The organism is Lacrimispora sp. BS-2 (assembly GCF_040207125.1).
GTDB lineage: Bacteria > Bacillota > Clostridia > Lachnospirales > Lachnospiraceae > Lacrimispora.
In genome coordinates, this window is sequence record NZ_CP157940.1 from 4,061,711 (window position 1) to 4,086,492 (window position 24,782).

Sequence of the window (24,782 nt, forward strand, 5' to 3'; positions counted from 1 at the left end):
ACTAGAATGCTTACGGCGGTTCCTTTAAAGCCTGGTGCCTCTTCGTTTATTACTTTACCCGGAAGGTCACGGTTACCTGGGCTTCTACGCCGATCTGTCCTGGCTCCACAACCACGGATTTGGCTGCTGCTGAGATATCTTCCGTTGCTACGGAAGAGGAGTACCTGATATTCGGGTAGGAATTAAGCTCTTCGATGTGAGCGATTCCATCCAGGGTGACTCCGCTGGCAGCTGCAATTGCCTCTGCCTTGACTTTGGCTGCATCAACGGCCTTTTTAAGGGCTTCCTTGTAGTTATCATCGTATTTGCTGGAAAGATAGTTTACGCTGTCAATGCAGTTAATGCCTGCTTCTACGCTGGAAGAAAGCATGGTGCCCACCTGGTCAATGGGAAGGTCGGATACGGTAATGCTTGTGCGCATCTGATATCCGGTGATCTGCTGGCCGGTATTGTTCCAGTCATACATTGGCTCAAGGCCGTAGCTGGAAGTCTGAATGGATTTTTCATCGATGCCGGAATTTTTCAAAAATGTTATGACACTGCTTGTATCTGCGCTGTTGTTTTCCTGGCAGGCCTTTGGGTCTCCGGCCTGGGAGAGCACTGCAAAATTGACCTGGGCCATATCGGGAACCACTTTTACGCCCTCTGTGCTGTTTACCTGTATGGTATTGGTATCCACATTGCTTATGGTGGTCACATTGTTTCCTGGTACGGAAGCGGTTCCTGTCTGGGCACATGCGGTCATGCTTAGTACGGCTGCAGCAACGAGAGTGGCTGCCAGTGGTTTATTCATTTTTCTCATAAATAGTTCCTCCTTTTTATATTTTATATTCTACAGGAAAATTAAGGAATTAGTATTTCTTTTCTCTTAACATTCCAGTCAAATTTCCTAGGTTTTATTTACAAAAATCTGACTATGGAAAAATATGGATATAAGGGCTAAAAGATAATGAGAATAAGCTGATGAAAAGGAATAAGCTATGCAATGTGCACAAAGAAAGAAACAAAAATTCAATAGATTAACGAAAAACAAAATTTTGGCTAAATCTATTGCATTTTTTTGTGCATTATGTTATCTTATAGCCATAAGGTTATTGGAAACGTTACCGATATCGTTACCAGAACCGGTGTATTCAATGACCAGGATAGATAAAGCCTGGGAATAAGCAGGTGCAACAAGTTTCTGTATGGAAGGCATGCAGGAAAAAAATTGGGGGTTGAGCGGACGATTCATCAGATCCATCAACCGGAGGGTGCATATGCACGGAAGGAGGATATTATGAAACTTAGGAAACTGGCAGTACTTACGCTGGCTGCGGCAATGGCGGCAGGAACACTTGTGGGATGTTCTTCCAACAAGGCGACGGAAACAACGGGGACAGAGCAGAAGACCGAGGCAGGGGAAACCACTGCTAAAGCCGGAGATACAGCAGAAGCCAAAGGGCAGGTTTATTATCTGAATTTTAAACCGGAGGTTGCAGACACATGGGTGGAACTTGCGGCGAAGTATACCGAGGAAACCGGCGTACCTATGAAGGTACAGACAGCGGCAGCAGGTACCTATGAGCAGACCTTAAAATCAGAGGTAGCAAAAAAGGAACCGCCGACACTGTTCCAGATCAACGGACCGATCGGCTATAAGTCCTGGGCAAAATACTGCAAGGATTTAAAGGATTCCGCGATCTACGGACATCTGGTTGATAAGGATATGGCAGTAAAGGACGGAGATGGAGTTTACGGCATTCCTTACGTAGTGGAAGGATATGGAATTATATATAATGATGCCATCATGCAGAAGTACTTTGCTCTTGACGGTGCAAAAGCAAAATCCATGGATGAGATCAATAACTTTGCTTCTCTTAAAGCAGTTGCAGAAGATATGCAGGCAAGAAAAGCAGACCTTGGAATCGAAGGCGTGTTTGCTTCCACCTCCTTTGCTCCTGGCGAGGACTGGAGATGGCAGACCCATCTGGCAAACCTTCCGGTTTACTATGAATATAAGGATGACAACGTATCCGATAAAGATGCTCTTGACTTTAAGTATGCAGACGACTACAAGAACATTTTTGACTTATACATTAACAACTCCTGTACAGATCCAAAGATGGTAGGCGCAAAGACCGTTGAGGATTCCATGGCGGAATTTGCTCTGGGCAAGGTTGCCATGGTTCAGAACGGAAACTGGGGCTGGGGACAGGTGTCCGGTGTTGAAGGAAACACGGTAAAGGAAGAGGATGTGAAATTCCTTCCTATCTATACCGGTGTGAACGGTGAAGAAAAGCAGGGACTTTGCATTGGTACGGAAAACTTCTTCTCCATCAACGGCCAGGCAGCAGAAGAGAACCAACAGGCATCTCTCGATTTCCTGGAGTGGCTCTTTACTTCCAGCACAGGAAAAGATTATGTGACCAACAAGCTGGGCTTTATCGCTCCATTTGATACCTTTGCAGCAGATGAAAAACCAACTGATCCTCTGGCAAAAGAGATCGACCGGTATATGAACAACAAGGACTTATATTCTGTATCCTGGAACTTTACCTCCTTCCCAAGCCAGACCTTTAAGGATAACTTCGGAGCATCTCTTCTTGAGTACGCTCAGGGAGGCAAGGAGTGGAAGGCAGTAGTGGATGAGATGAAGGCCGACTGGGCAAATGAAAAATCCATGACAAAATAAAAGAGTTAAAATAGTTTTAAAGGAAATGGGTGAGCGCGGGGGAAATGCCTCACCCATTTTTATACAAGAAATTCAATTACCCTCGGATCACTGAGGGGTTTTACAGAATACCCTGCGGGTATATCTTTACGCCCGATGCCCGATGATACGGGGCACGCTGTAAAGCGGGGCGGGCCCTGTTCAATAACATGGACAGTAATAAAGAAAGGAGAACTGCTATGCAAAAGTCAATGAAACGGTACTTCCCAATATTTGTTCTTCCCACACTGACTGCATTTACCATTGCATTCCTGTACCCGTTTATCATGGGCATTTATTTATCCTTTACAGAATTCACTACGGTAAAGGATGCATCCTGGGTAGGGATATCAAATTATAAAAAAATATTTTTGGACAGGAATTTTATCAATGCACTGGTATTTACCGTGAAGTTTACCCTTGTGTCAGTTGTGACCATTAATACCCTGGGATTTCTGCTGGCCTATGTCCTCACAAGAGGAATTAAGGGAACCAACCTCTTCCGGACTGTATTTTTCATGCCAAACTTAATCGGAGGCATTGTGCTGGGTTATATCTGGCAGCTTCTGTTAAACGGAATTCTTGCAAAGTTTGGCGTTACCCTTTCTTTCAGCGCTAAGTACGGCTTTTGGGGCCTGGTGATCTTAATGAACTGGCAGCTGATCGGGTATATGATGATTATTTACATTGCCGGACTTCAAAATGTTCCTGGAGAGCTGATTGAGGCCGCAAGGATCGACGGGGCTACCGGATCCCAGATATTAAAGCGTATCATGATGCCCATGGTCATGCCGTCCTTTACCATCTGTCTGTTTCTGACCCTGACAAATTCCTTTAAGCTGTTTGACCAGAACCTTGCGCTGACGGCAGGCGGGCCTGGAAGGCAGACCAGCATGCTGGCCCTTGATATTTACAATACCTTTTACGGCAGAGTTGGCTGGGAAGGGGTAGGCCAGGCAAAGGCCACGGTGTTCTTTCTTATGGTTGCGGTCATATCTTTGACCCAGCTTACATTAACAAGGCGTAAGGAGGTGGAAAACTGATGAGCAGAAAGGGAAAAAACACAGAAATTCAGCAGATGGAAGTAGGAAAAACCACGGGAGCGTTTTTAACGGCTGTTTTGGCGGTCCTTTCCCTGACATTTTTGTTCCCCATTGTCCTGGTTTTCATGAACTCCTTTAAGAGCAAGCTGTTCATCAGCGATGCACCGTTTCAGCTTCCAAAGGCAGGCACCTTTGTGGGACTTACCAACTATGTGGAAGGCATCCGGAAAACAGGGCTTTTCCCGGCTTTTGGCAGGTCTTTGTTTATTACGGTAGCTTCTGTGGCAGTGATCATCCTGTTCACCTCCATGACGGCCTGGTTTATAATCAGAGTGAAATCTGCATTTACAAACGTCTTGTACTATGTCTTTGTATTTGCAATGATCGTGCCGTTTCAGATGGTTATGTTCACCATGTCAAAGACAGCCAATGACTTATATTTAAACTCCATGTATGGTCTTGTGCTTCTTTACCTGGGCTTTGGATCCGGGCAGGCGGTATTTTTATTCTGCGGCTTTGTAAAGGCAATTCCCCTCGAAATCGAGGAGGCGGCTATGATCGACGGCTGTTCTCCCATTCAGACTTATTTTCATGTGGTATTCCCTATGTTGAGGCCCACGGCAGTGACCGTTGCCATCTTAAATGCCATGTGGATATGGAACGATTATTTACTTCCAAGCTTGATTCTTCCCCAGGAAAAAGGTACAATACCAATGGTCATCCAGAATCTTAAGGGCGGATATGGTTCCATCGATATGGGAGCCATGATGGCAATGCTGGTTCTGGCGATTTTTCCTATCATTGTATTTTATTTAAGTTGTCAGAAATATATCATAAAGGGCGTAGCTGCAGGTGCGGTGAAGGGCTAAAATTACAGAGTATTTGGTCCCTGCAGCATTCGCCGGATGCAGGAATGCAAGTCTCCCTGCGCCTGGCTCATTGCTTGCGGAAATAAACAGAAAAAGGAGACTGATTATGCGGGAATGTGGTATGTTGCTCCCGGTTGCAAGCCTACCGTCAAAATACGGGATCGGGGCATTTTCAAAAGAGGCATATGAATTTATTGATCTATTAAAAAAAGCAGGTCAGCAGTATTGGCAGATACTCCCTCTGGGGCCCACCGGCTATGGGGATTCTCCTTACCAGTCATTTTCCGCATTTGCGGGAAATCCCTATTTTATTGATCTGGATGAACTGGTTGCTGAGGGACTGCTTACCATAGCGGAATGCGAGGCAGTGGATTTTGGAGATGATCCGAGAGATATTGACTATGAGAAAATGTATTATAACCGTTTTCCTCTGCTAAGAAAGGCTTATGGACGATGGAAAGAGCAGGGACATACGTCAGATGAGCCGGAAAAGCTTCTTGGAGAGGAAACGGCCGGATACTGCTTTTACATGGCAGTTAAGGATCATTTTAAGGGAAAAAGCTGGATCTGCTGGGATGAGGATATCCGTCTCAGAAAGGAAGAGGCAGTCTCCCGGTATGAAAAGAAGCTGTCAGATGAGATCGGATTTTATGGTTTCCTTCAGATGAAGTTTGAAGAGCAGTGGAGCCGGTTAAAGTCCTATGCAGGAAAACAGGGCATCAGGATCATCGGCGACATGCCTATCTATGTGGCATTTGACAGTGCGGATTCCTGGTTTCATCCGGAGCTGTTCCAGTTTGATGAAAACTGTGAACCTGTTGCGGTGGCAGGCTGTCCGCCGGATGGATTTTCCGCTACCGGACAGTTATGGGGAAATCCCCTTTACCGCTGGGATTACCATGGAAAGACGGGCTACGAGTGGTGGATGAAGCGGATGGAATACAGCTTCCGCCTTTACGATGTGGTGAGGGTGGATCATTTCCGCGGTTTTGATGAGTACTATACCATTCCTGCAGGAAGCGAGAATGCCATCCACGGTGCCTGGAAAAAAGGGCCTGGAATTGATATTTTTAACAAGATGCGGGAGAAATTCGGGACCTTTGATATCATAGCGGAAGACCTTGGATTTTTGACCTCATCGGTTTTAAAGCTGGTAAAAGACACGGGATTCCCAGGCATGAAGGTGCTGGAGTTTGCTTTTGATTCCAGAGAGGAAAGTGATTATCTGCCTCATAACTATACGCAGAACTGCGTGGTATATACGGGAACCCATGATAATAATACCATCAGTGGATGGTATGAAGACTTATCTTCAGATGACCGTCAGCTTTCCATTGACTATATGAATAACGAAAGAACGCCTCGAGAAGAGATCCACTGGGATTTTATCCGCCTGGCACTGGCAAGTGTTGCCAGACTGGCAGTGATACCGGTTCAGGATTATCTGGGTCTTGGCGGGGAAGCCAGGATCAATGTACCTTCCACTCTTGGGAAGAACTGGAGATGGCGTATGGTTTCCGGAGAAATAACAGAAGAGCTTGCAGAAAAATGCAGAAAAATTGCCAGGCTTTACGGCAGGGCATGATGAAAGGAGATGAGTATTTCTGATGGACTCCATTAATATTAAGGATATAGCCAGATTATGCGGGGTGGGAGTGAGCACCGTATCCCGGGCCATCAACGACCATCCGGATATCAATCCAGAGACAAAGAGCATGATCATGCAGGTGATTAAGGAAAACAACTATATTCCCAATAACAGCGCGCGGAATTTAAAACGTACTGATTCCAGGGCCATTGCGGTACTGATCAAAGGAATCGGTAATCCCTTTTTCAGCAAAATGATCCGTATCTTTGAGGAGGAGATCCAGAAAAAGAAATACTCATTCATCCTGCAGCGGGTCGATGAACAGGAAGATGAAGTGGATGTGGCTTTGGAACTGATCAAGGAAAAGAAACCAAGGGGAATCGTATTCCTTGGGGGATATTTTTCCCACAGCATGGAAGAGCTTGAGCAGCTTACTGTTCCTTATGTGCTAAGTACCATCGGAATGACAGAGTACTTAGGCGAATCTCCTGATTTTTCCTGCGTATCCGTAGATGACTATGCTGAAAGCTATAAGATGACGGATTATTTATGTAAACTTGGCCATAAAAAGATCCTTATCCTGACCGCCGCTTCTGATGATGAGAGCATCGGACGCCTCCGTCTGGAAGGATACAAAAAGGCCCTTTCAGACAACGGCATCACTCCTTCCCCATCCCTGATCATATTCTCAGAGGAATGTGAGGAATGCTATACCATGGACAACGGGTATCGGATGATGAACCGTGTTCTGAATGAAAAGCCGGAATTTACGGCTGTTTACGCGATCTCAGACAGCATTGCCATCGGTGCATGCAAAGCCATCTTTGAGCGTGGCATGCGGATACCGGAAGACTATTGTGTGGCCGGCTATGACGGCCTTGATATCGCCCGCTATTATAACCCCTCCATCACCACCATCCGCCAGCCGGTAGAAGAGATGGCAAAGGCCACCATTAAAATCTTATTCGATGTGATCAAAAACAAAGCAGAGCATCAGAAAAAGGTATTTAAAGCCGAGTTAATTGAAGGAGAGTCCACAAGAAGGATCAAGTAATTTCACATATCGGAAACAATCCCTCCAGATCAAATGCAACATTATGAGAAACTATATCATTAATGCTTCATTTTTACGCATTATTTGATATAATTATTATTAATATCTCATATTCGATCAAGGAGGGATTATTCTATGCCTGATACCATGTTTTTCAGTCTTCTGCTAAATATTGGCCTCCTGGTGCTCATCGCCACTTTGCTGACTAAAATACCCATCGTACGCAGCATGCTTCTGTACGATAAAAATTCCGTCGGCTGTACGGTAACTCTGTCAGCCATATTCGGTCTGGTCAGCATTATTTCCACCTATACGGGCGTGCGGGAACAGGGAGCAATCGTTAACACTCGCGTGATCGGTGTATTGGCGGCCGGTCTGTTAGGAGGCCCCTGGGTCGGTATGGGGGCGGCTCTGATCGGAGGACTTCACCGTTACTTTTTTGATATTGGGGGCTTTACTGCCCTTTCCTGTGCCTTGTCTACCCTGATGGAAGGCCTGGCAGGCTGCATATTTTCCCGCCGGTTCAAAATGGGGAAAATAAGAGGTACCGGGATCTTCCTGATCACCGCAATTGTTGAAATGGGGCAAATGGCAATCATACTCCTGATTTCAAGGCCTTTTCAGGCGGCCATGCAGCTGGTGAGGGTGATCGCATTTCCTATGATCATCATGAATGCTCTGGGCATGATCGTCTTTTTAGGAACCTTTAACATGGTATTCATGGAGGAAGACAGCCAGTTTGCCGAAAAAATGCGTCTGGCATTGGGAATTGTAGAGAAAAGCCTGCCCCATCTGCGCAAGGGTTTATACAGCAAAGCAGATGTGGAGGCTGCTGCGGAGATCATTTACCGCTCTACTTCCTGTGCCGCTATATTGATCACGGATACCCAGAAGATCCTGGCTATGAAATCCGATGCAGGCTTATGCGCCCTAAAGGGAGATTCCATCCTGGCTCCTATCCTGGCGTCTCTTCATGACCGTAAGCCCACCATTTTTGATCATGCAGAAAAAGAAGACCCTTTCTATCCTATTTTAAAAAACCACATGATCGTAGCTGCTCCCATGATCGAAATGGACCATCTTATCGGCAGCCTGACTATGGTAGTCAAAAAGCACTGGCACAGTTCACAATCAGACTTAAGTTTTGCTTCTGAACTGGCCAGGCTTTTCTCTACCCAGTTAGAGCTATCTTATCTGGAATACCAGAAAAAGCTGCGGCGCAAAGCGGAATTTAAGGCTTTGCAATCTCAGGTAAATCCCCATTTTTTATACAATGCACTTAATACCATTTCTTATGTCAGCCGGGAGAATACGGATAGGGCAAGGGAACTTCTCCGATCCCTCTCCACCTACTACCGGCAGACTCTGGAAAATGACCAGTATATGCTGAACTTACACACGGAACTTTATCACATCTCAAGCTATCTGGACCTTGAAAAAGCCAGGTTTGAAGAAAAGCTATGTGTGGAAATCGATGTGGAAGAGGATTTAAACTGCATGGTTCCCGCCTTCATTCTCCAGCCCCTGGTGGAAAATGCCATTCGTTACGGTGCCGATCAAATAGGAAACCGACTGGTGTCTATTCACGCCCATACCGGCAGCGGCTGGGTCGAAATAGCGGTTTCCGACCATGGGACCGGATTCCCCCAGGAGGTCCTTACACGATTGTATGCAGGAGAGCGCTATGGTGGAGTAGGCCTGGAGAATGTACATAAGCGGTTAATGAGCATCTACGGACAGGATAAGGGACTTCACATTCAAAGCTCAGAAAATGGCTCCAAGGTCTTTTTTCTGATTCCTGAGGCGATTTCAGAATCCAGATATATTGATGAGCTTGCTGTAACCACTTGGCAAAAAAACAATGGAATGGAGGAACCTTCATGAAAATTGCAGTAATCGATGACGAACGTCCTGCCCGAAAAGAGCTGATCCACCAGATCTTATCCATTTTGCCGGACAGCCTGATCAAAGAGGCAGACAGCGGAGCTGCCGCCCTGGAACTTCTTGAGGAGGAATCCTTTGATCTCATGTTTTTGGACATTGACTTAAATGATATGGAAGGAACTACGCTGGCATCGGTGGTAAAGCGCATGCTGCCGGAGACCCAGATTGTTTTTGCCACGGCCTACTCCCAATATGCGGTGAAGGCATTTGAACTGGGGGTAAGTGATTACATCCTTAAACCCTTTGAACTGGTAAGAGTACGGCGGGTCCTTGAAAAATGCAGCCGGGATCTGGCCAGGGCGCAAAAAGAAAAGTTCACGGAGGAAGACAGGATCCCGTCTTTTTCAGCCAACCGGATGCCCATCTGCGTGAACCGTACCATCATACTGTTAGATATCAGCCAGATCGTCTATATTGAAACCTGCTTAAGAAGCTGTATCATACATACCGTCTCAAAGGATTACACGGAAAACCAGCTGCTGGGAGAATATGAAAAGCGTCTGGTGCCTTACGGCTTCTGCCGCATCCATAAAAGCTATCTGGTCAATTTAAACCACATCGCAGAAATGTTTCCCTGGGCCGGAAACAGTATGGCGGTCAAGATGCAGGGATTTGAACAGAATATCCTTCCTGTAGGCAGGGAAAAAGTCAAACATTTAAGACAGCTCATCGGGATTTAAATTTATTCATCCTGTTTATGACACCCATTCTGCTTTTTGTGCATTTAGCACTTCCGTTCATGCAAAAAACGTTTATTTTTATGCATATTATTGTATAATTGGTAATAAGAATGGTTTTCATAATATTTTACAGGAGGTATGAATATGATAAGTTTCTTTGTGTGTCTGGCACTGCTGATCATCGGTTTCTTAATCTACAGCAAGGTGACTGAAAAGGTTTTTGGCCCGGATGACAGAAAAACTCCTGCTCTGACCATGACAGACGGGAGTGATTATGTACCAATGGGAACGCCCAGGATTTTTCTGATCCAGCTTTTAAACATTGCAGGCCTGGGGCCAATTTTCGGTGCTCTGGCCGGAGCCTGCTGGGGTCCCAGCGTATTCCTTTGGATCACCTTTGGTACTCTTTTAGGAGGGGGCGTCCATGATTATATGGTTGGCATGATGTCCATGCGCCATAAAGGAGCCAGTGTTTCTGAGCTTACGGGTACATACTTAGGAAATACCATGAAGCAGGTCATGCGTGTGTTCTCGGTGGTCCTTCTGGTTCTGGTCGGGGTTGCTTTTTCAACCGGTCCCGCAAATCTGTTAGCCATGCTGACTCCGGATGTACTTGATTCCCGCTTTTGGCTTGTGGTAGTATTGATTTACTATTTTATTGCGACTTTTGTTCCTATCGATAAGGTTATCGGCAAGATTTACCCGTTTTTCGGCATTTGCCTGATTGTTATGGCGCTGGGGGTAGGAGGTGCCATTCTTTTTAAGGGTTACCATATTCCTGAAATCACCTTATCAAATCTTCATCCATCAGGAACTCCCATCTGGCCGACCATGTTCATATCTGTTGCATGCGGCGCGATTTCCGGCTTTCATGCAACCCAGTCTCCGCTTATGGCCCGCTGCCTTACCAATGAAAAGGATGGCCGCAAGGTATTTTATGGAGCAATGGTGGCAGAAGGTGTGATCGCTTTAATCTGGGCGGCTGCAGGTGTTGCATTTTACAACGGTACAGGCGGGCTTTTAACAGCAATAGGCAACGGACAATCCAGCGTAGTTTATGAAATCTGCTTCAAACTTTTGGGGCCGGTGGGTGCGGTCATCGCTATGATCGGAGTCATCGCCTGCCCAATTTCTTCTGCGGATACCGCCTATAGAAGTGCCAGGCTGACGCTGGCCGACTGGTTCCAGATGGACCAGAAGCCTGTAAAAAACCGCTTGATTCTTACAATCCCCCTGTTGACAGTCGGTGCCATACTGACCCAGTTTGATGTACAAATCGTATGGAGGTACTTCTCCTGGAGCAACCAGACTCTGGCAATGATTGCACTCTGGTCCGCAAGCGTGTATTTATACCGGAGGAAACGTTTTTACTGGATCACAGTGCTTCCGGCAACTTTTATGTCCGCAGTATCCTTTACTTACATCCTGATTGCGAAAGAAGGGTTCCAGCTTTCCACCGGAATTGCTTATCCGGCTGGTATTCTGTTCGCCGCAGTATGCTTTGGAGCTTTCGTTTATACCTGTGTTCTTGGTAAAGGTAAGAATGCTTCCGCTGCCTCAGAAGAGGAAGAGGCCACAGCATAATTTTTTAAGGGGTTTGAGAATTAAAAATTCCATGCGAGCTTATTTAAGAGCAGAGAAATTTGCATCTTGAATAAGCTCTCCTTTTAATATTCAGTAGAAAGACTCCATGATAGCCCTCTTTTATCGTGTCCTTGGCAAAGATACGGCTTACCCTTTCTTTCATTGATTTAAAAATATTAAACATTATCATAAAATAATTAAATTATACATACATGTGTTTTTATGGTACATTAGAGTTACTTAGAAATCCGTACATATTGGTATGTATTTTCCGGAAGATCAATGATATTGCAGAAAGGACTTAAAGTTAGTATGGAAAAGGCAGATATAAAATATGGTGCCTTTGTGCAGATATTGAGAGAAGAGCTTATTCCTGCCATGGGCTGTACCGAACCGGTCGCTTTGGCCTATGCTGCTGCCGTGGCAAGAAGAACGCTGGGGGAACTGCCAGACAGAGTGGTAGTAGGGGTAAGCGGAAGCATCATCAAAAATGTGAAATCTGTGATTGTTCCTAACACAGGCCATTTAAAGGGCATATTTCTGCTGCAGTGACAGCGGGTATCGTGGCAGGGAAGCCAGAGAAAGAGCTGGAGGTCATTGGCGCGGTAATGCAGGAACAGATCATGCAGATGAAAGAATTTATGGAAGAAACGGAGGTCAGGATAGAGCACATTAAAGACGGATTTACCTTTGACATTATAGTCACTCTGTATAAAGACTCTTCTTACAGTAAAGTTCGCATTGCCAATTTCCATACCAATATCGTTCTCATTGGGAAGGACGGAAACATATTGAAACAACGGGAAGCATCGATGGAAGAACAGCCATTGACCGACCGGGGTTTACTCAATATGGAGGATATCTGGGACTTTATCAATACAGTAGACATCTCGGATATCAAGGAAATCCTGGACCGGCAGATTCAATATAACTGGGCTATTGCTGAGGAAGGGCTTAGGTGCAGTTATGGGGCTAATATCGGCAAGGTTCTTTTATGGACGTCCGGGAATGATGTTGCTGTGAAGGCAAAGGCTATGGCGGCAGCTGGTTCGGATGCCCGCATGAATGGCTGTGAATTGCCGGTCATAATTAATTCAGGAAGCGGTAATCAGGGGATTACAGTTTCCGTACCTGTCATTGTATATGCAAAAGAGCAAAAGGTCAGCGAGGAAAGAATGTACCGGGCCCTGGCTTTATACAATCTGGCTGCAATTCATCAGAAAACGCCCATCGGCAGATTATCCGCTTATTGCGGGGCGGTTAATGCAGGGGCGGGGGCAGCAGTTTCTTGATGGTGACGGCATCGTTACCAAAGGTGTGGAGGCCACACTAAAAAATGTTGGTAGATTAGGGAAAGAGGGTATGAAGAAAACCAACGAGGAAATTATTAAAATCATGATAGGAGAATAGGTATGAAAAAAATAATAAGTAGTTTACCTTTTAAATTACTTCTGGGGGTTGTTTTGGGGATCTTGATCGGACAGGTAGCAGGCGAACCTGTCATGAATTTTGTCGTGACAGTGAAATACATATTAAATCAGGTTATTACATTCTGCGTTCCTCTCATTATCATTGGCTTTATCGCCCCTTCGATTACAAGGCTGGGCAATAACGCTTCTAAAATGCTGGGCGTAGCAGTTACTGTTGCATATATATCTTCCATTGGAGCGGCGCTTTTTGCAATGACGGCCGGCTACGTCATGATTCCTTATCTGTCCATTACTACCGATGTAAACGGACTCAAGGAACTTCCTGGAATCGTGTTCCAGCTGGATATCCCGCAGATCATGCCGGTAATGAGCGCATTGGTATTTTCCCTTCTCCTGGGTCTGGCCGCAACCTGGACAAAGGCAAAGGTGATTACCGAAGCATTGGAAGAATTTCAGGAAATTGTGCTTTCCATTGTAACAAAAATTGTTATCCCTATGCTGCCTGTATTCATCGCATTTACCTTCTGTGCCCTCTCCTACGAGGGAACCATTACTAGGCAGCTTCCGGTATTCTTCCAGGTTGTCCTTATCGTCATGGTAGGCCATTTTATCTGGCTGGCACTGCTTTATGCAATCGGCGGCATTTATTCCGGGAAGAATCCTATGGATGTCATCAGAAATTACGGACCTGCTTATATCACCGCAGTAGGTACTATGTCATCGGCCGCTACCCTGGCCGTAGCACTCCGCTGTGCAAAAAAGTCTCAGCCTACTTTACGTGATGATATGGTGGATTTCGGCATTCCGCTGTTTGCCAACATTCATCTGTGCGGCTCCGTTTTAACAGAGGTATTCTTTGTATTGACTGTCTCAAAAATACTATACGGAGCCTTTCCGTCCTACGGAACCATGTTGTTGTTCTGCATTTTATTAGGTGTATTTGCCATTGGCGCCCCAGGCGTTCCAGGGGGTACCGTGATGGCGTCCCTTGGTCTTATAACAGGAGTTTTAGGCTTCAGTGAAACCGGGACGGCACTTATGCTGACCATTTTCGCATTGCAGGACAGCTTCGGCACAGCTTGCAACGTAACCGGTGACGGTGCATTGACCATGATTCTGACCGGATTCGCTGAAAAGCATGGAATAAAACGAGAAAAAATAGAATCAGGAATTTCATAAAAATAATTTACCAAATAACCCCTGCAGCCGTTTCCTGGCTGCAGGGGTTATTTGAAACTATTTTACGGCATAATTAACAAGGTTTATTTTTATAGCACCAGATTGTGTAAGAATTGTTATTTTTGTGGTGAGCTTGTTCAGATTGATTGGAATAAGGCGGTTCCCGTTGGTGCAAGACATAAATAAAAAAAGACCACTTACAAGCAGTCTTTTTTATCACGTGATTTATGCAGTTTGAACATTAACGGCCTGTAATCCACGATTACCTTCTGTTACATCAAATGTTACAGACTGACCATCGTCTAAAGACTTATAACCGTCCATAGCAAGACCTGAGAAATGAACGAAAATTTCGTTACCCTGCTCATCGCTGATAAAACCAAATCCCTTTTGTGCATTAAACCATTTTACTGTACCTTTTTTCATGAAAGATACCTCCTTAATTATTAAAATTATATTTGCTAAAACTAAAAATCGCATATATAAGTAAATCATCAATAGAATAATGACTTACGTATATATGCGAAATCAAGACTTTATTAAAGTACTTATTTAATATAACACAATAGTCTGAATAAGTCAAGAAAAACTTGGGAAAGAGGTTCCCCATTGAAAAATTATCAAAAAGGTATAAATGAACAGCGCGAGGCGAAGGGTGTTCTAGTCTGAACTTGGTAAGGAATCAGGATAATAATCCGAATTCAGTAAGATGGTAAGAAAACATCATTTATTGAATAATATTGCAGATTAGGTTTAAAAGGTATCTGGTGATTAGTTAGGTTTCAGCCAGCTGCCAGATACCTTATGTGGCCTCTTCACTGGTAATTATAACATTTTTTTACCTTTTACTATAAACTCAGGTTCGTTTTACGTTAAAACAGATCTTATCTTTGGGGAATAATTATAATGAAAACAGTAGTTGATTTTTATGGGAGTTGAAGTGGTCTTGACACGCTAATAAGGAATGATAATGATTTGCATTTGATAAACTGTAAAATTTAGGTTCTCTGCTGCTCATAGATAAACGGAATAACCTCTTCACGCTTGATGTTCAACACGTAAGCAAATTCCTCGCAAAGTGTTTTTTCAGCATCCTTGAGAAAGTCTTCATCGAAATTCTGTAGTTTCTTATTTTTATTTATGTTTTTTAACTCTTGTTTGTGCCAACGTAAAGTTTTTATCATTTTTATAAGTTCGGAATGGTTACCATCTGCAAGAATCTGCCTGTATAATTCTTTACGCTTAAGATTATCCTTATTCCAAATGTAATCTTTATCCGACATTTTCTTAACTAGAGAGAAAATGTCATCGGCAGAGAGAATGTGGCGAATTTCAGTTTTTCTTCTGTTACTTATAGCTGAAACGTATACTGTCGCGGCAGTATGGTAAATAGGTTTGAGTACATAATATGGACGGATTTTTTCATCCATGCACATATCCTGTAATCCGGTAACCTTACAAATACCATGACTTCCGTATATGATGATATCACCTATGTTTATAATATCTCACCTCTTTCTAATAAAATAAAAAATGCGGTTCACTAAAACTGGACTTACGTCCCTGTAAAGCAAACTACATATTTGGTATATATCATACCATAATTGTAGATGAAATGTATATGGTAATTTTACCCAAAGTTTACGACTATATCATGCGCTAACCTATTTAGTGTTTCCCGGAGTACCGGGAGAAAGGAATGAGATATGACAGTAGAACAGATTGAATTAAGGATCAAGAAGATCCAGCCAAAGAGACCTTTATGAGTTTGTGCAAAACAGAGAAATTATCTGAGGAGAAAAAATGCATTTCTTTTTCATAAATACACTTATCCACAAGAGAATACAAGGACTTTTCTCCTGGCCCTGATCCCTCTTTTGCAGAGCGGATTCCTTGTGGATAATAGTCCCGGATATCCTGATTTTTTAGTCATTTCTACTCTTTTTTCTACCTGTCCTGTTTCGTCAAAATGCTGATGCCTCCGAATCCTTAGATTCGCTTTTTCCTGCTCTGTGTAGTATAATAAGGCTATCATAATCAGGAGTGGGTGAGCCAGATGAACCGGAACATGGAACTTCTGATTGAACAGCTTTCCATTGCAAACCAGAAGCGCTTTGGACGTTCCAGTAAGAAGCTGGAAATTGATGGCCAGCTGAGCATGAATGACTGCTTCCCTGGTCTAGTGGCCTGCCAGCAGAATGGCGGAAAGCTAATCCGTAGCTCAGACCGTCAGAAATGGCGTCCGTTATTTTGTCAAGGGACTGGCTATGGTGCGGTTCTTTCCAGAGTTGGTTGTATTCACATTAATAAAGATGTATAATTACTCTATAGGACGGTGATTACATGGAGACTAAAATTATAAAACTATTGGATTCTTCTTTAGAATGTATTGATTGTAAAATTAAAAATGATAAGATAATTCTACATGTTTATTCCACAAAGCAAAAACTGATCTGCCCTTATTGTGGTAATGCATCTTCAAAAATACATTCTGTTTATCAAAGGGAAATTCAGGATATCCCTTTACATGAGAAACAAACAATTCTACTATTGGATACAAGAAAGGTATACTGTGATAATCCGGAGTGCAGTCACAAAACTTTTTCGGAACGCTTTGATTTTGTTGTACCTAACGGAAAGAAAACGAAACGTCTTGTTGAAAAGATATTAGTGACATCTGTTAAATTAAGTTCAGTAAATGCATCATCTTTACTTAAAGCGGATTATGTCAAAACCAGTAAAAGCAGCATCTGTGATCTGATTAAAAAAAATGCCTTCCCTTGTGGATAAATCTGCTGTTACAAAAGTTTGTGTGGACGATTTTGCTTTTCGAAAAAGATATACTTACGGCACAGTTATGGTGGATTTAGAAACACACAGAATTATTGATATTATCGACTCAAGAGAAACGAAACAGGTTGAGGATTGGCTAAAATCCTATCCTAACTTAGTGGTTATTTCGCGTGATGGAGCCCAAACATATTCATCTGCTTCAACGAATTCTCATCCAGATGCACTTCAAATCAGTGACAGGTTCCATCTGTTGAAAAATCTATCGGATGCAGTACAAAAATATATGTACCGTCTATTTCCTTCCAGATTGGTGATATCTGCCACTTCACAGAATGCAGAAATGCAGGCGCTATATGATACAAGAAACCGTACAGAAAGAATCCATTTTGCACATAAAAAGCGTCAGGAAGGATATATGACGGCTGATATTGCTTTGCTTTTGCACTCATCATCCTCTACGATAAGAAAATATCTTGCTATTCCAAAAGATAAAATCCCTGAAGCGAAGGAAAATGCCCGGGAACGTCAGCATATCAGGCAAATGCAAAATAAACAGCAAGCAATTGAAGAAGTCAGAACTTTATATGCACAGGGGAATGCAATTGACAAAATCACATATTTAACTGGTCATACTACCTTAACGGTAAAAAACTATCTGAAAAAAGACTGCCCACTGAGTAATGGACACTACGATTGCAGGAGGCCAGGAAAATTGGCACCTTACGAGCAAACAGTCATTGAAATGCGTTCAAATGGAATAACTTATGAAAAAATTCATGAGCATATTTGTAAAAATGGGTACACAGGCACGGTTGCTTCTTTAAGAATGTTTATGCAGAAAGAAAGAACACATTTAAAGAACGTATCAAAAAATGAAAACGAGCCTGTTGAATATATTCCACGCAAGTTCTTTTGTCAGCTTATTTATAGGGAATTAGAACGTGTAAAAGGGTTAACACTTAAACAATATGAAGCTGCAATTAAAAGATATCCTGTCTTAGGAAAAATCTATTGGCTGCTTAGGGAATTTCATCGTATTATATTTTCCCGTCAAAGTAAGGAATTGGATTCATGGATTACAAAAGCAAAACAATTAGAAATTGATGAGGTGGATACATATATTAATGGTTTGAAACATGATATTACAGCAGTAAAAAATGGTATAGATTTTGAATATAATAATGGGTTGGCTGAAGGAAGTGTGAATAAAATCAAGCTGATCAAACGAATTATGTATGGGAGAAACAGCTTTTTGCTATTAAAAGCAAAGCTGCTTCTCAATGAATATTATTATCAAATCAACTAACTCTGGAAAGAACCTATGGTGCGTTTACTATTTGCCTGTGAAAAACACTAATCTGATTATTTTAATAATTATTCCAAAAGCAGAAGTGCTTTATCAGTTAACTAATATTAGCCACATTATTTTATTTATATTTCTTGCGTTAACGGCTAGTGTATTATATATTTAAGTTAATATGTTACAACATCTATATTTGAGTTTTTTCGAGAAATCTGAGAGGGAGGGGTCAGGGGAGCACATCTCAAGGGATTATCTGGAAATAAGATCCCTTTAACAAGTAGAATTATTGCAGTTGATGATTCATACGAGGTCATAATGGGAGACCGGCCTTACAGGAAATCAATAGAATATTCAGACTGATTAAAGTTTTACATAAATATTAGTTGATAGAATGATGTAATGATTATTTTGATGGTTGCACCATTTAAAGCTAAATATAAATGTAACTTTGTCCCTGCATAGCATTTTTATGACAAATAATATTATTAAAGGAGGTTAAATTATGGAATACGACTAAAAGTTTAACTCAAACTAATATTTTATTAGAATCAGAAACCAACCAGGAGGTGAGGAAGGTGTAGCAACTGGAATTGCTGAATATAGCAATAAATTAATCACCATCTTTGATTTAAAAAAAATTATTGCTGAGATTAGTCTGGAGACCAACATTCAAAAGCAGTCTATTGAAAAATTTGGTCATATGAGAGTTAGTGACAAAAATTTTTTCATTGCTAAAAATTCAATGCTTTTATCGAAATTAATACTTGAGTTTTTCGTCGTGCAGGTTACAGTTATACAATAAAAACTGATAATGGATAGGAAGCACGGAATTATTTACTGAAAACAAAAGCTTCTGGTGATCCATTAAAGGATCATGTAGCATGTATTGTTTCTGATATTGAAATGCCATTAATGAATGGAAATAGACTTACAAAACTTGTTAAAGACAAAAGATGGGAGGCTTTTTATGAGATTTATAAGTAAAAGTATTACTCGAAAACTGCTGGTTTGGATATTAGCACCATCTATATTAATGTTTGGAGTCTTAAGTTTTTTGATTTTAAGCAATGTAAAAAAGAATATGAGTCTTAAAACTGAAGAAGTAATTAAAAGAAGTAGTATTAGTGCAGCGTGGGAAATTAATCAATTTTTTACTAAGTATATTAATATTGTTGATACAGGTTCTGTAAATAATGAGTTTGCTGATTTTCTAGAAAGTTTAATACCTGGCACGAAGTTTAATGAAACAGAAGAGTACAATAAAATAAAAGAACAATTAAATGATATTTTAACACTTGATAAAGATAATATATTAGCAACCTGGATTGCAGATACAGATTCAAGTCAAATAATGATTTCTGATGGATTTGTTTCAGGAAAGGATTGGATTATAACAGACCGCCCATGGTATACCCCTACCATAGAAAGTGGAAGGGCATATTTGACTGAGCCATACATAGATTCAAATACAAACGAAGTTGTAATAAGTATAATTGCTCCTATTTATAATAATCAAACTGTTTTGGGTTGTTTTGGAATTGATATGACTCTAAAACATTTAAATGAAATTATGCAAACTTTTAAATTAGGAGATACGGGATATTATACATTTATAACAAAAGAAAATATGGTGATTTATCATAAAAATAGCGATTACATACTAAAAAGTATAAGCGATTTACCGTTAGATTCGAATCTAAAGCAAATACTATCGAACAAACAGGAAGGGGCTATTACATATTATTTAAACGATGATTTGATCCATGGATATAATGCGACTATAGGTGACTTATCATGGAGGGCATTATCCACATTATCAGACACAGAGTTCAGTCAAGATTTTAATCATTTACGTAATTTATTATTATCAATTATAGTTGTAATTATGTTTTTAATATGCATAACAGTATATATATCTTCAATAAATATTGTTAGACCTTTGAAAAAGCTTGCTTTTGCATCTGATAAAATAGCTGAAGGTAATTTAGACGTTAATTTAGATATAAAAACAAAAGATGAAACTTTCATTGTTGCAGATTCCTTTAATAGAACTGTAGTCAGATTAAAAGCATATATTTTATATATCAATGAAATTTCTGAACTGCTAGTTCAGGTTGGCGATGGAAACCTTAACTTATGTTTCAATCAAGTATATGATGGAGGCTTCAAGAAAATTAAGGAATCACTACTACATGCAACGGATAAGCTAAATAATACTCTTATTCAATTTAATTCTGCAGCAGATCAAGTGTCAAGTGGCTCTGAACAAGTATCTTTTGGAGCACAAGCTCTTGCACAAGGAGCAACCGAGCAGGCAAGCAGTATTGAAGAGCTTTCTGCAACGATTAATGAAATTTCACAACAAATTAAGCATAATGCTGATAATGCTCAACTTGCCAACACAGAGGCCTTGTCGGCAGGTAAGGAAGTTAAGAACAGTAATAATCAAATGCAAGAAATGATTGTTGCAATGAATGATATTAATGCAAAATCTAAACAAATCAGCAAAATTATTAAAGCAATCGAAGATATTGCATTCCAAACAAATATCTTGGCCCTTAATGCTGCTGTTGAGGCGGCACGTGCTGGTGCTGCTGGAAAGGGATTTGCTGTTGTTGCTGATGAAGTTAGAAATTTGGCACAAAAATCAGCTGAAGCGGCAAAAAGCACAACGATACTTATTGAAGAAACAGTACAAGCGGTTCAAAATGGTACAAATATTGCTGATAGTACAGCACAATCAATGTATTATGTGGTTGACAGTACCGATAAGTTAATTGGCCTGATTAATGAAATAGCACAAGCTTCAAATGAACAAGCAAATGCTGTCTTACAGGTGACTACAGGTATTGACCAAATCTCTGCTGTTGTACAAACAAATAGTGCAACTGCCGAAGAAAGTGCTGCGGCAAGCGAAGAACTTAATAGCCAAACCCAATTGCTAAAACATCACATAGAGCAATTTAAATTAAAGGATGATACTAATACAATATATGGCACTTTTGATGCTAACCAGGAATATAACTCATTATCTGAATCAAAGGCCAATAATAATAGCAAATACTAACTTGAGTAAAGTATCCCCTATAATTGTAGGTTGGACCATCCTGAAATACTATATTGCAGTTACAAATTCTGCACTAAATTTTTGGGAATACTCAAAAGTAGTGAATTAATAAAATGATCCCCGGGCTTTTTTCGCTTGGGGATCGTTATGTATTAAGTTTGCTTTTCTTAAATTGTCATTATTAGTGGTAAACACTTATCCTTTAACTAGGTGACAGTACCCGGAACTTCAGCAAACATAGAGGGTTGGGAGACAACTGTTTGAACTTTAGGTTTTCTTTCAGCAGGAATTGTATCAAACGCTTCGCGCTTGATCTTGCGAAGCCAGTAATAATAGGATTTTATACTGACATCATGAGCGGGTACACCAATCAGATACGTTTTGATTGCTTGCCCTGCATTCCTGAATCCGTTCAATCCAAAGGCTGAGTTTCTGGGAATCAGTTGCAACGGTTAAGCGCTCCATAGATAAATCTACAATCCCTTAAGGTACTTAATTTGACGCTTACGTAACAGGAGACAGAACAGGACACATGAAAGGTGTTAAAGTAATATTTTACGAAAACGATTAAGTAAAAACAAGAGAGATATAGAGAAATAATAAAGCAGCTATTTTAAATTAACAAGAGTTATTTAGAAAAATGAGGGACAACATTCTTACGGATTAGTTGTTTTATATAAAATATATTATTGAAAACTATATAAGTTAGATAAAGAATAAAAATATATTGATTTATCTCCTGAAAAGGAGTATATTGGAATTGCGAAAACGATTAAGTAAAAGGGTGAGGCATATGACTTCTATGAAAGAACTGGCACAGTATTGCGGAGTATCTGTTGCCACAGTAAGCAAAGCACTCAATGACCAGAGCGACATCGGGGAAAGTACAAAAATCAGGATTAAAAATGCTGCAGGAAAGCTGGGATATTATCCCAATGCAGCCGCAAGGTCTTTAAAGACAAACAGAAGCTATAACATCGGTGTTTTGTTTGTTGACGAGGCAAGCAGCGGATTGACTCACGAATATTTTGCTGCAGTACTGGAAGGCTTTAAGGTGGAAGCGGAGAAACAGGGGTATGATGTAACGTTTATCAATAGTCAGATAGGAACAAGAAAGGTCTCTTATTATGACCATTGCAAATACAGAAATTTAGACGGTGTGGTAATCGCCTGTGTAAATTTTGATAACCCGGAGGTAATCGATCTTTTGGGAGGTGATATTCCTGTGGTTACCATTGACCACATCCACGAAAACTGTTCCTCTGTTTTATCCGATAACATTAAAGGAATCCAGTGCCTGATGGAATATATTTATGAAAATGGGCACAGAAAGATTGCATATATACATGGACAGATGAGTTCGGCCGTTACAAAGGCAAGGCTTACCAGCTTTTACCGTTTTATGGAGAGCCATGATCTGCATATACCAGACAAATATGTATTGGAAGCAGATTATCTGGATGTCGGCCAGGCTATGGCATACACCAGGGATCTGCTGGACAGAAGGGATCCGCCCACCTGCATTTTATACCAGGATGATACGGCTTTAATAGGTGGATTAAATGAAATGCGGGTGAGGAATTTAAGGGTTCCGGAGGATATTTCCATTGCCGGATATGATGGCAACCGGATCTCACAGCTATTAAATCCCAAGCTGACCACCATACGTCAGGATACGGCCGCCATTGGCATGAAGGCCGCTAAAAAATTAATAAACACCATCGAAAAACCTAAGACAACTTTTACAGAACAGATCATTGTAGAAGTGGAGCTGCTAAAAGGGGAATCGGTTGGAAAAGTAACTATTTAATAATATAAATAAAGTGGGGCCCCATGTCCGGGAACCCCACTTTATTTGTATTCTTTCTGTTTACTTATCATACGGCACAGTTTAAGATTCTGTCTGATCCTCTGCCTGGAGGTCTTGTAATTCTTCCTCTTCAATGCTTTCGCCCTGAGGGGTAAAGGTTCTATGAAGCTCATTGCCGATTTTGTCTTTGGCAGTGATGGTTAAATTATCCTTTTTAAGCTCAAAGGTCACGCGTCCTGTACTCCGGTCTATGGACAGGGGAGAAATATCCTGGTTGTCCTCATCACAGCCGGAAATGGAGGAATAATCCACGCCTGACTGAGTGTCTTCCAAGCGGAAGGAAAGAACTCCGTCTTCAAATACCTGGTCCTTGATCACTGGAGGAGTATCATCTAAAACATTCACCTGTTCATGTAAAATGGTCTTCATTTTGTTAAAGGATGTAAGCTTTATTTCAAGCCCACCGTTATTTGTAAGGACTGTGGAATAGGTCTTAAGGCCTGTTTTCGTCAATTCAACAGGAGTGCCGTCCAAAGTCACTTCCATGCCCTTTACAGGAAGCAGGGAATTGATCTTAAGTTCCATGGTTGTGGATATATAATCGCTGCTTTCACCGATCGTAATCTCGCCCTTTGGTTTTGAAGTCACCAGAAAAAAAATCAGGCTATTTACAACGATGAAAGGAAGCACATAAAACAGAAGGATCGATAGAAAACCGTTGTGCCCTGCATCATTCCTGTTGCCGGAGCGCGTTTTCCTGCGGTTTGATCTGACTTGGTTGTTATATTGGTTCATACTGATTCCCTTTCCTCCTGATGATTTTTACGCCTATAAGCATATCAGAAAATGATGAATCTTACAAGATTATCTATTAAATCGTAATAATTTAATTTATTCTTACAGAATGCCCTGTTCATGCGTGTTTGAAGGCCATTAACTTGTTCTCTGACTGCATTTTGACGAATCCGGCTGGGAATAGTATCCTGAAAAACCCTTATTAAAAAGGAGGCCGGCAGGATCGGGGAAGTCCTGCCGGCCGCAAAAAAATGTTGAAATGCTGTTCTGCAAGGCAGGATCAGGAATTTCTTGTTCTCTGGACCGTATTCCATGGATGACTGGGAGGAGCATAAAAAGATGATATTTTTAGTGGACTGTTGCCAATATTAATGATGTTATGAAAAATACCGGCGGGTACTATTATAATATAATTAGGAAATGCAAGATATTGTCCGTACATTGAGAGTTTATCTTCACCTAGCTGAACTAAGCCCAGCCCTTCCTCTATTCGTAAAATCTGGTCAAGATCAGGGTGAGACTCAATACCAATACTACCATGGACAGGAATGCTCATGAGAGTAACCTGTAAATTAGTTCCTGTCCATAAAGTCGAACGGAAATTATCGTTCTGCTGAGCCGCCTTGTTGAGATCAATAATGAAAGGGTTCGGCCCATAATCATAAGGGAAGGTTGGTATATTAGCATCATCATAGTTTGAGTTTTCTGAATTAGACATGCAGTAAGTCACCTTTTATATGTTTTATACTAATATATGTTACATAAATATCACTGCTATCAAAAATAAGGAATTTCTAAAAAAAGGAAAATGTGATGATCTGTCTGGATCCCCATTATATTACCAACGCGGACCAGGAAGCCGGAAAAATCGGGGAATCCTGCCGGCTGTGAATATCTAATACAGAGTGGTTATCATATTAAAAAATTTATCATATATTGTAAATAATATAT

General features: G+C 41.3%; 19 protein-coding genes and 1 pseudogene. 15 read left to right on the plus strand and 5 right to left on the minus strand.

Translation table 11 applies throughout. From position 1 onward, the window contains the following. Positions 1 to 49: 49 nt before the first annotated feature. The gene (locus tag ABFV83_RS19060; RefSeq protein WP_349946111.1) at positions 50 to 802 is read right to left on the minus strand and encodes an SIMPL domain-containing protein; all 753 of its coding nucleotides are present in this window, start codon (positions 800 to 802) and stop codon (positions 50 to 52) included. Between the two features lie 477 nt (positions 803 to 1,279). Here ABFV83_RS19060 and ABFV83_RS19065 point away from each other — a divergent pair, with 477 nt between their 5' ends. The 10 genes and pseudogenes from ABFV83_RS19065 (at position 1,280) to ABFV83_RS19110 (ending at position 14,063) form a co-directional block, all read left to right on the plus strand. Beyond that, positions 1,280 to 2,674, plus strand: a complete 1,395-nt coding sequence (locus ABFV83_RS19065) for an ABC transporter substrate-binding protein (RefSeq protein WP_349946112.1) — start codon at positions 1,280 to 1,282, stop codon at positions 2,672 to 2,674. A 218-nt stretch (positions 2,675 to 2,892) separates the two neighbouring features. Further along, on the plus strand, positions 2,893 to 3,735 hold the full coding sequence (locus tag ABFV83_RS19070) for a sugar ABC transporter permease (RefSeq protein WP_349946114.1): 843 nt from the start codon (positions 2,893 to 2,895) through the stop codon (positions 3,733 to 3,735). Then, positions 3,735 to 4,604, plus strand: a complete 870-nt coding sequence (locus tag ABFV83_RS19075) for a carbohydrate ABC transporter permease (protein ID WP_349946116.1) — start codon at positions 3,735 to 3,737, stop codon at positions 4,602 to 4,604. The genes ABFV83_RS19070 and ABFV83_RS19075 overlap by 1 nt, the downstream gene beginning before the upstream one ends. Positions 4,605 to 4,710: 106 nt before the next feature. Continuing rightward, positions 4,711 to 6,189 (plus strand): 4-alpha-glucanotransferase, encoded by a 1,479-nt coding sequence (gene malQ / locus ABFV83_RS19080; RefSeq protein ID WP_349946118.1) that lies wholly within the window; start codon positions 4,711 to 4,713, stop codon positions 6,187 to 6,189. Between the two features lie 22 nt (positions 6,190 to 6,211). Next, positions 6,212 to 7,246, plus strand: coding sequence for a LacI family DNA-binding transcriptional regulator (locus tag ABFV83_RS19085; RefSeq protein WP_349946119.1), 1,035 nt, complete (start codon positions 6,212 to 6,214; stop codon positions 7,244 to 7,246). A gap of 135 nt (positions 7,247 to 7,381) precedes the next feature. Further along, the gene (locus ABFV83_RS19090; RefSeq protein ID WP_349946121.1) at positions 7,382 to 9,130 is read left to right on the plus strand and encodes a LytS/YhcK type 5TM receptor domain-containing protein; all 1,749 of its coding nucleotides are present in this window, start codon (positions 7,382 to 7,384) and stop codon (positions 9,128 to 9,130) included. Beyond that, positions 9,127 to 9,870, plus strand: coding sequence for a LytTR family transcriptional regulator DNA-binding domain-containing protein (locus ABFV83_RS19095; RefSeq protein WP_349946123.1), 744 nt, complete (start codon positions 9,127 to 9,129; stop codon positions 9,868 to 9,870). Before ABFV83_RS19090 ends, ABFV83_RS19095 begins: the two co-directional genes overlap by 4 nt. Positions 9,871 to 10,014: 144 nt before the next feature. Beyond that, complete coding sequence (locus ABFV83_RS19100; protein WP_349946125.1) at positions 10,015 to 11,454, plus strand: carbon starvation CstA family protein; 1,440 nt, start codon at positions 10,015 to 10,017, stop codon at positions 11,452 to 11,454. A gap of 312 nt (positions 11,455 to 11,766) precedes the next feature. Then, positions 11,767 to 12,864 (plus strand): annotated as a pseudogene (locus ABFV83_RS19105) (L-serine ammonia-lyase, iron-sulfur-dependent, subunit alpha). 2 nt (positions 12,865 to 12,866) lie between these two features. Further along, positions 12,867 to 14,063, plus strand: a complete 1,197-nt coding sequence (locus ABFV83_RS19110) for a dicarboxylate/amino acid:cation symporter (protein WP_349946127.1) — start codon at positions 12,867 to 12,869, stop codon at positions 14,061 to 14,063. A 225-nt stretch (positions 14,064 to 14,288) separates the two neighbouring features. Here ABFV83_RS19110 and ABFV83_RS19115 read toward each other — a convergent pair whose 3' ends face one another. Both ABFV83_RS19115 and ABFV83_RS19120 read right to left on the minus strand, forming a co-directional pair. Further along, on the minus strand, positions 14,289 to 14,489 hold the full coding sequence (locus ABFV83_RS19115; protein WP_349946128.1) for a cold-shock protein: 201 nt from the start codon (positions 14,487 to 14,489) through the stop codon (positions 14,289 to 14,291). 572 nt (positions 14,490 to 15,061) lie between these two features. Beyond that, positions 15,062 to 15,568 carry a CarD family transcriptional regulator gene (locus ABFV83_RS19120; protein WP_349948952.1) on the minus strand — a complete coding sequence of 169 codons (507 nt, stop codon included), beginning with the start codon at positions 15,566 to 15,568 and terminating at the stop codon, positions 15,062 to 15,064. Between the two features lie 551 nt (positions 15,569 to 16,119). On the opposite strand from ABFV83_RS19120, the gene ABFV83_RS19125 reads away from it, so the two are divergent. From ABFV83_RS19125 to ABFV83_RS19145, 5 genes are all read left to right on the plus strand, one after another. Next, positions 16,120 to 16,383, plus strand: a complete 264-nt coding sequence (locus ABFV83_RS19125; RefSeq protein ID WP_349946129.1) for a transposase — start codon at positions 16,120 to 16,122, stop codon at positions 16,381 to 16,383. Between the two features lie 23 nt (positions 16,384 to 16,406). Further along, positions 16,407 to 16,853, plus strand: a complete 447-nt coding sequence (locus tag ABFV83_RS19130) for a transposase family protein (protein ID WP_349946130.1) — start codon at positions 16,407 to 16,409, stop codon at positions 16,851 to 16,853. Then, entirely contained in the window at positions 16,846 to 18,162 is a 1,317-nt protein-coding gene (locus ABFV83_RS19135) for a transposase (RefSeq protein WP_349946131.1), read from the plus strand. The genes ABFV83_RS19130 and ABFV83_RS19135 overlap by 8 nt, the downstream gene beginning before the upstream one ends. Positions 18,163 to 19,126: 964 nt before the next feature. Further along, positions 19,127 to 21,226, plus strand: a complete 2,100-nt coding sequence (locus ABFV83_RS19140; RefSeq protein WP_349946133.1) for a methyl-accepting chemotaxis protein — start codon at positions 19,127 to 19,129, stop codon at positions 21,224 to 21,226. A gap of 793 nt (positions 21,227 to 22,019) precedes the next feature. After that, on the plus strand, positions 22,020 to 23,036 hold the full coding sequence (locus ABFV83_RS19145) for a LacI family DNA-binding transcriptional regulator (protein ID WP_349946134.1): 1,017 nt from the start codon (positions 22,020 to 22,022) through the stop codon (positions 23,034 to 23,036). 81 nt (positions 23,037 to 23,117) lie between these two features. Here ABFV83_RS19145 and ABFV83_RS19150 read toward each other — a convergent pair whose 3' ends face one another. After that, positions 23,118 to 23,831, minus strand: a complete 714-nt coding sequence (locus tag ABFV83_RS19150; RefSeq protein WP_349946136.1) for a hypothetical protein — start codon at positions 23,829 to 23,831, stop codon at positions 23,118 to 23,120. A gap of 280 nt (positions 23,832 to 24,111) precedes the next feature. Continuing rightward, entirely contained in the window at positions 24,112 to 24,549 is a 438-nt protein-coding gene (locus ABFV83_RS19155; RefSeq protein ID WP_349946137.1) for a cupin domain-containing protein, read from the minus strand. Between the last annotated feature and the right edge of the window lie 233 nt (positions 24,550 to 24,782).

Excerpts from the sequence above, each read along its gene's own strand:
- ABFV83_RS19060 (WP_349946111.1), bottom strand. The coding sequence starts at position 802 with ATGAGAAAAATGAATAAACCACTGGCAGCCACTCTCGTTGCTGCAGCC.
- ABFV83_RS19065 (WP_349946112.1), top strand. The coding sequence starts at position 1,280 with ATGAAACTTAGGAAACTGGCAGTACTTACGCTGGCTGCGGCAATGGCG.
- ABFV83_RS19070 (WP_349946114.1), top strand. The coding sequence starts at position 2,893 with ATGCAAAAGTCAATGAAACGGTACTTCCCAATATTTGTTCTTCCCACA.
- ABFV83_RS19075 (WP_349946116.1), top strand. The coding sequence starts at position 3,735 with ATGAGCAGAAAGGGAAAAAACACAGAAATTCAGCAGATGGAAGTAGGA.
- malQ (WP_349946118.1), top strand. The coding sequence starts at position 4,711 with ATGCGGGAATGTGGTATGTTGCTCCCGGTTGCAAGCCTACCGTCAAAA.
- ABFV83_RS19085 (WP_349946119.1), top strand. The coding sequence starts at position 6,212 with ATGGACTCCATTAATATTAAGGATATAGCCAGATTATGCGGGGTGGGA.
- ABFV83_RS19090 (WP_349946121.1), top strand. The coding sequence starts at position 7,382 with ATGCCTGATACCATGTTTTTCAGTCTTCTGCTAAATATTGGCCTCCTG.
- ABFV83_RS19095 (WP_349946123.1), top strand. The coding sequence starts at position 9,127 with ATGAAAATTGCAGTAATCGATGACGAACGTCCTGCCCGAAAAGAGCTG.
- ABFV83_RS19100 (WP_349946125.1), top strand. The coding sequence starts at position 10,015 with ATGATAAGTTTCTTTGTGTGTCTGGCACTGCTGATCATCGGTTTCTTA.
- ABFV83_RS19110 (WP_349946127.1), top strand. The coding sequence starts at position 12,867 with ATGAAAAAAATAATAAGTAGTTTACCTTTTAAATTACTTCTGGGGGTT.
- ABFV83_RS19115 (WP_349946128.1), bottom strand. The coding sequence starts at position 14,489 with ATGAAAAAAGGTACAGTAAAATGGTTTAATGCACAAAAGGGATTTGGT.
- ABFV83_RS19125 (WP_349946129.1), top strand. The coding sequence starts at position 16,120 with ATGAACCGGAACATGGAACTTCTGATTGAACAGCTTTCCATTGCAAAC.
- ABFV83_RS19130 (WP_349946130.1), top strand. The coding sequence starts at position 16,407 with ATGGAGACTAAAATTATAAAACTATTGGATTCTTCTTTAGAATGTATT.
- ABFV83_RS19140 (WP_349946133.1), top strand. The coding sequence starts at position 19,127 with ATGAGATTTATAAGTAAAAGTATTACTCGAAAACTGCTGGTTTGGATA.
- ABFV83_RS19145 (WP_349946134.1), top strand. The coding sequence starts at position 22,020 with ATGACTTCTATGAAAGAACTGGCACAGTATTGCGGAGTATCTGTTGCC.
- ABFV83_RS19150 (WP_349946136.1), bottom strand. The coding sequence starts at position 23,831 with ATGAACCAATATAACAACCAAGTCAGATCAAACCGCAGGAAAACGCGC.
- ABFV83_RS19155 (WP_349946137.1), bottom strand. The coding sequence starts at position 24,549 with ATGTCTAATTCAGAAAACTCAAACTATGATGATGCTAATATACCAACC.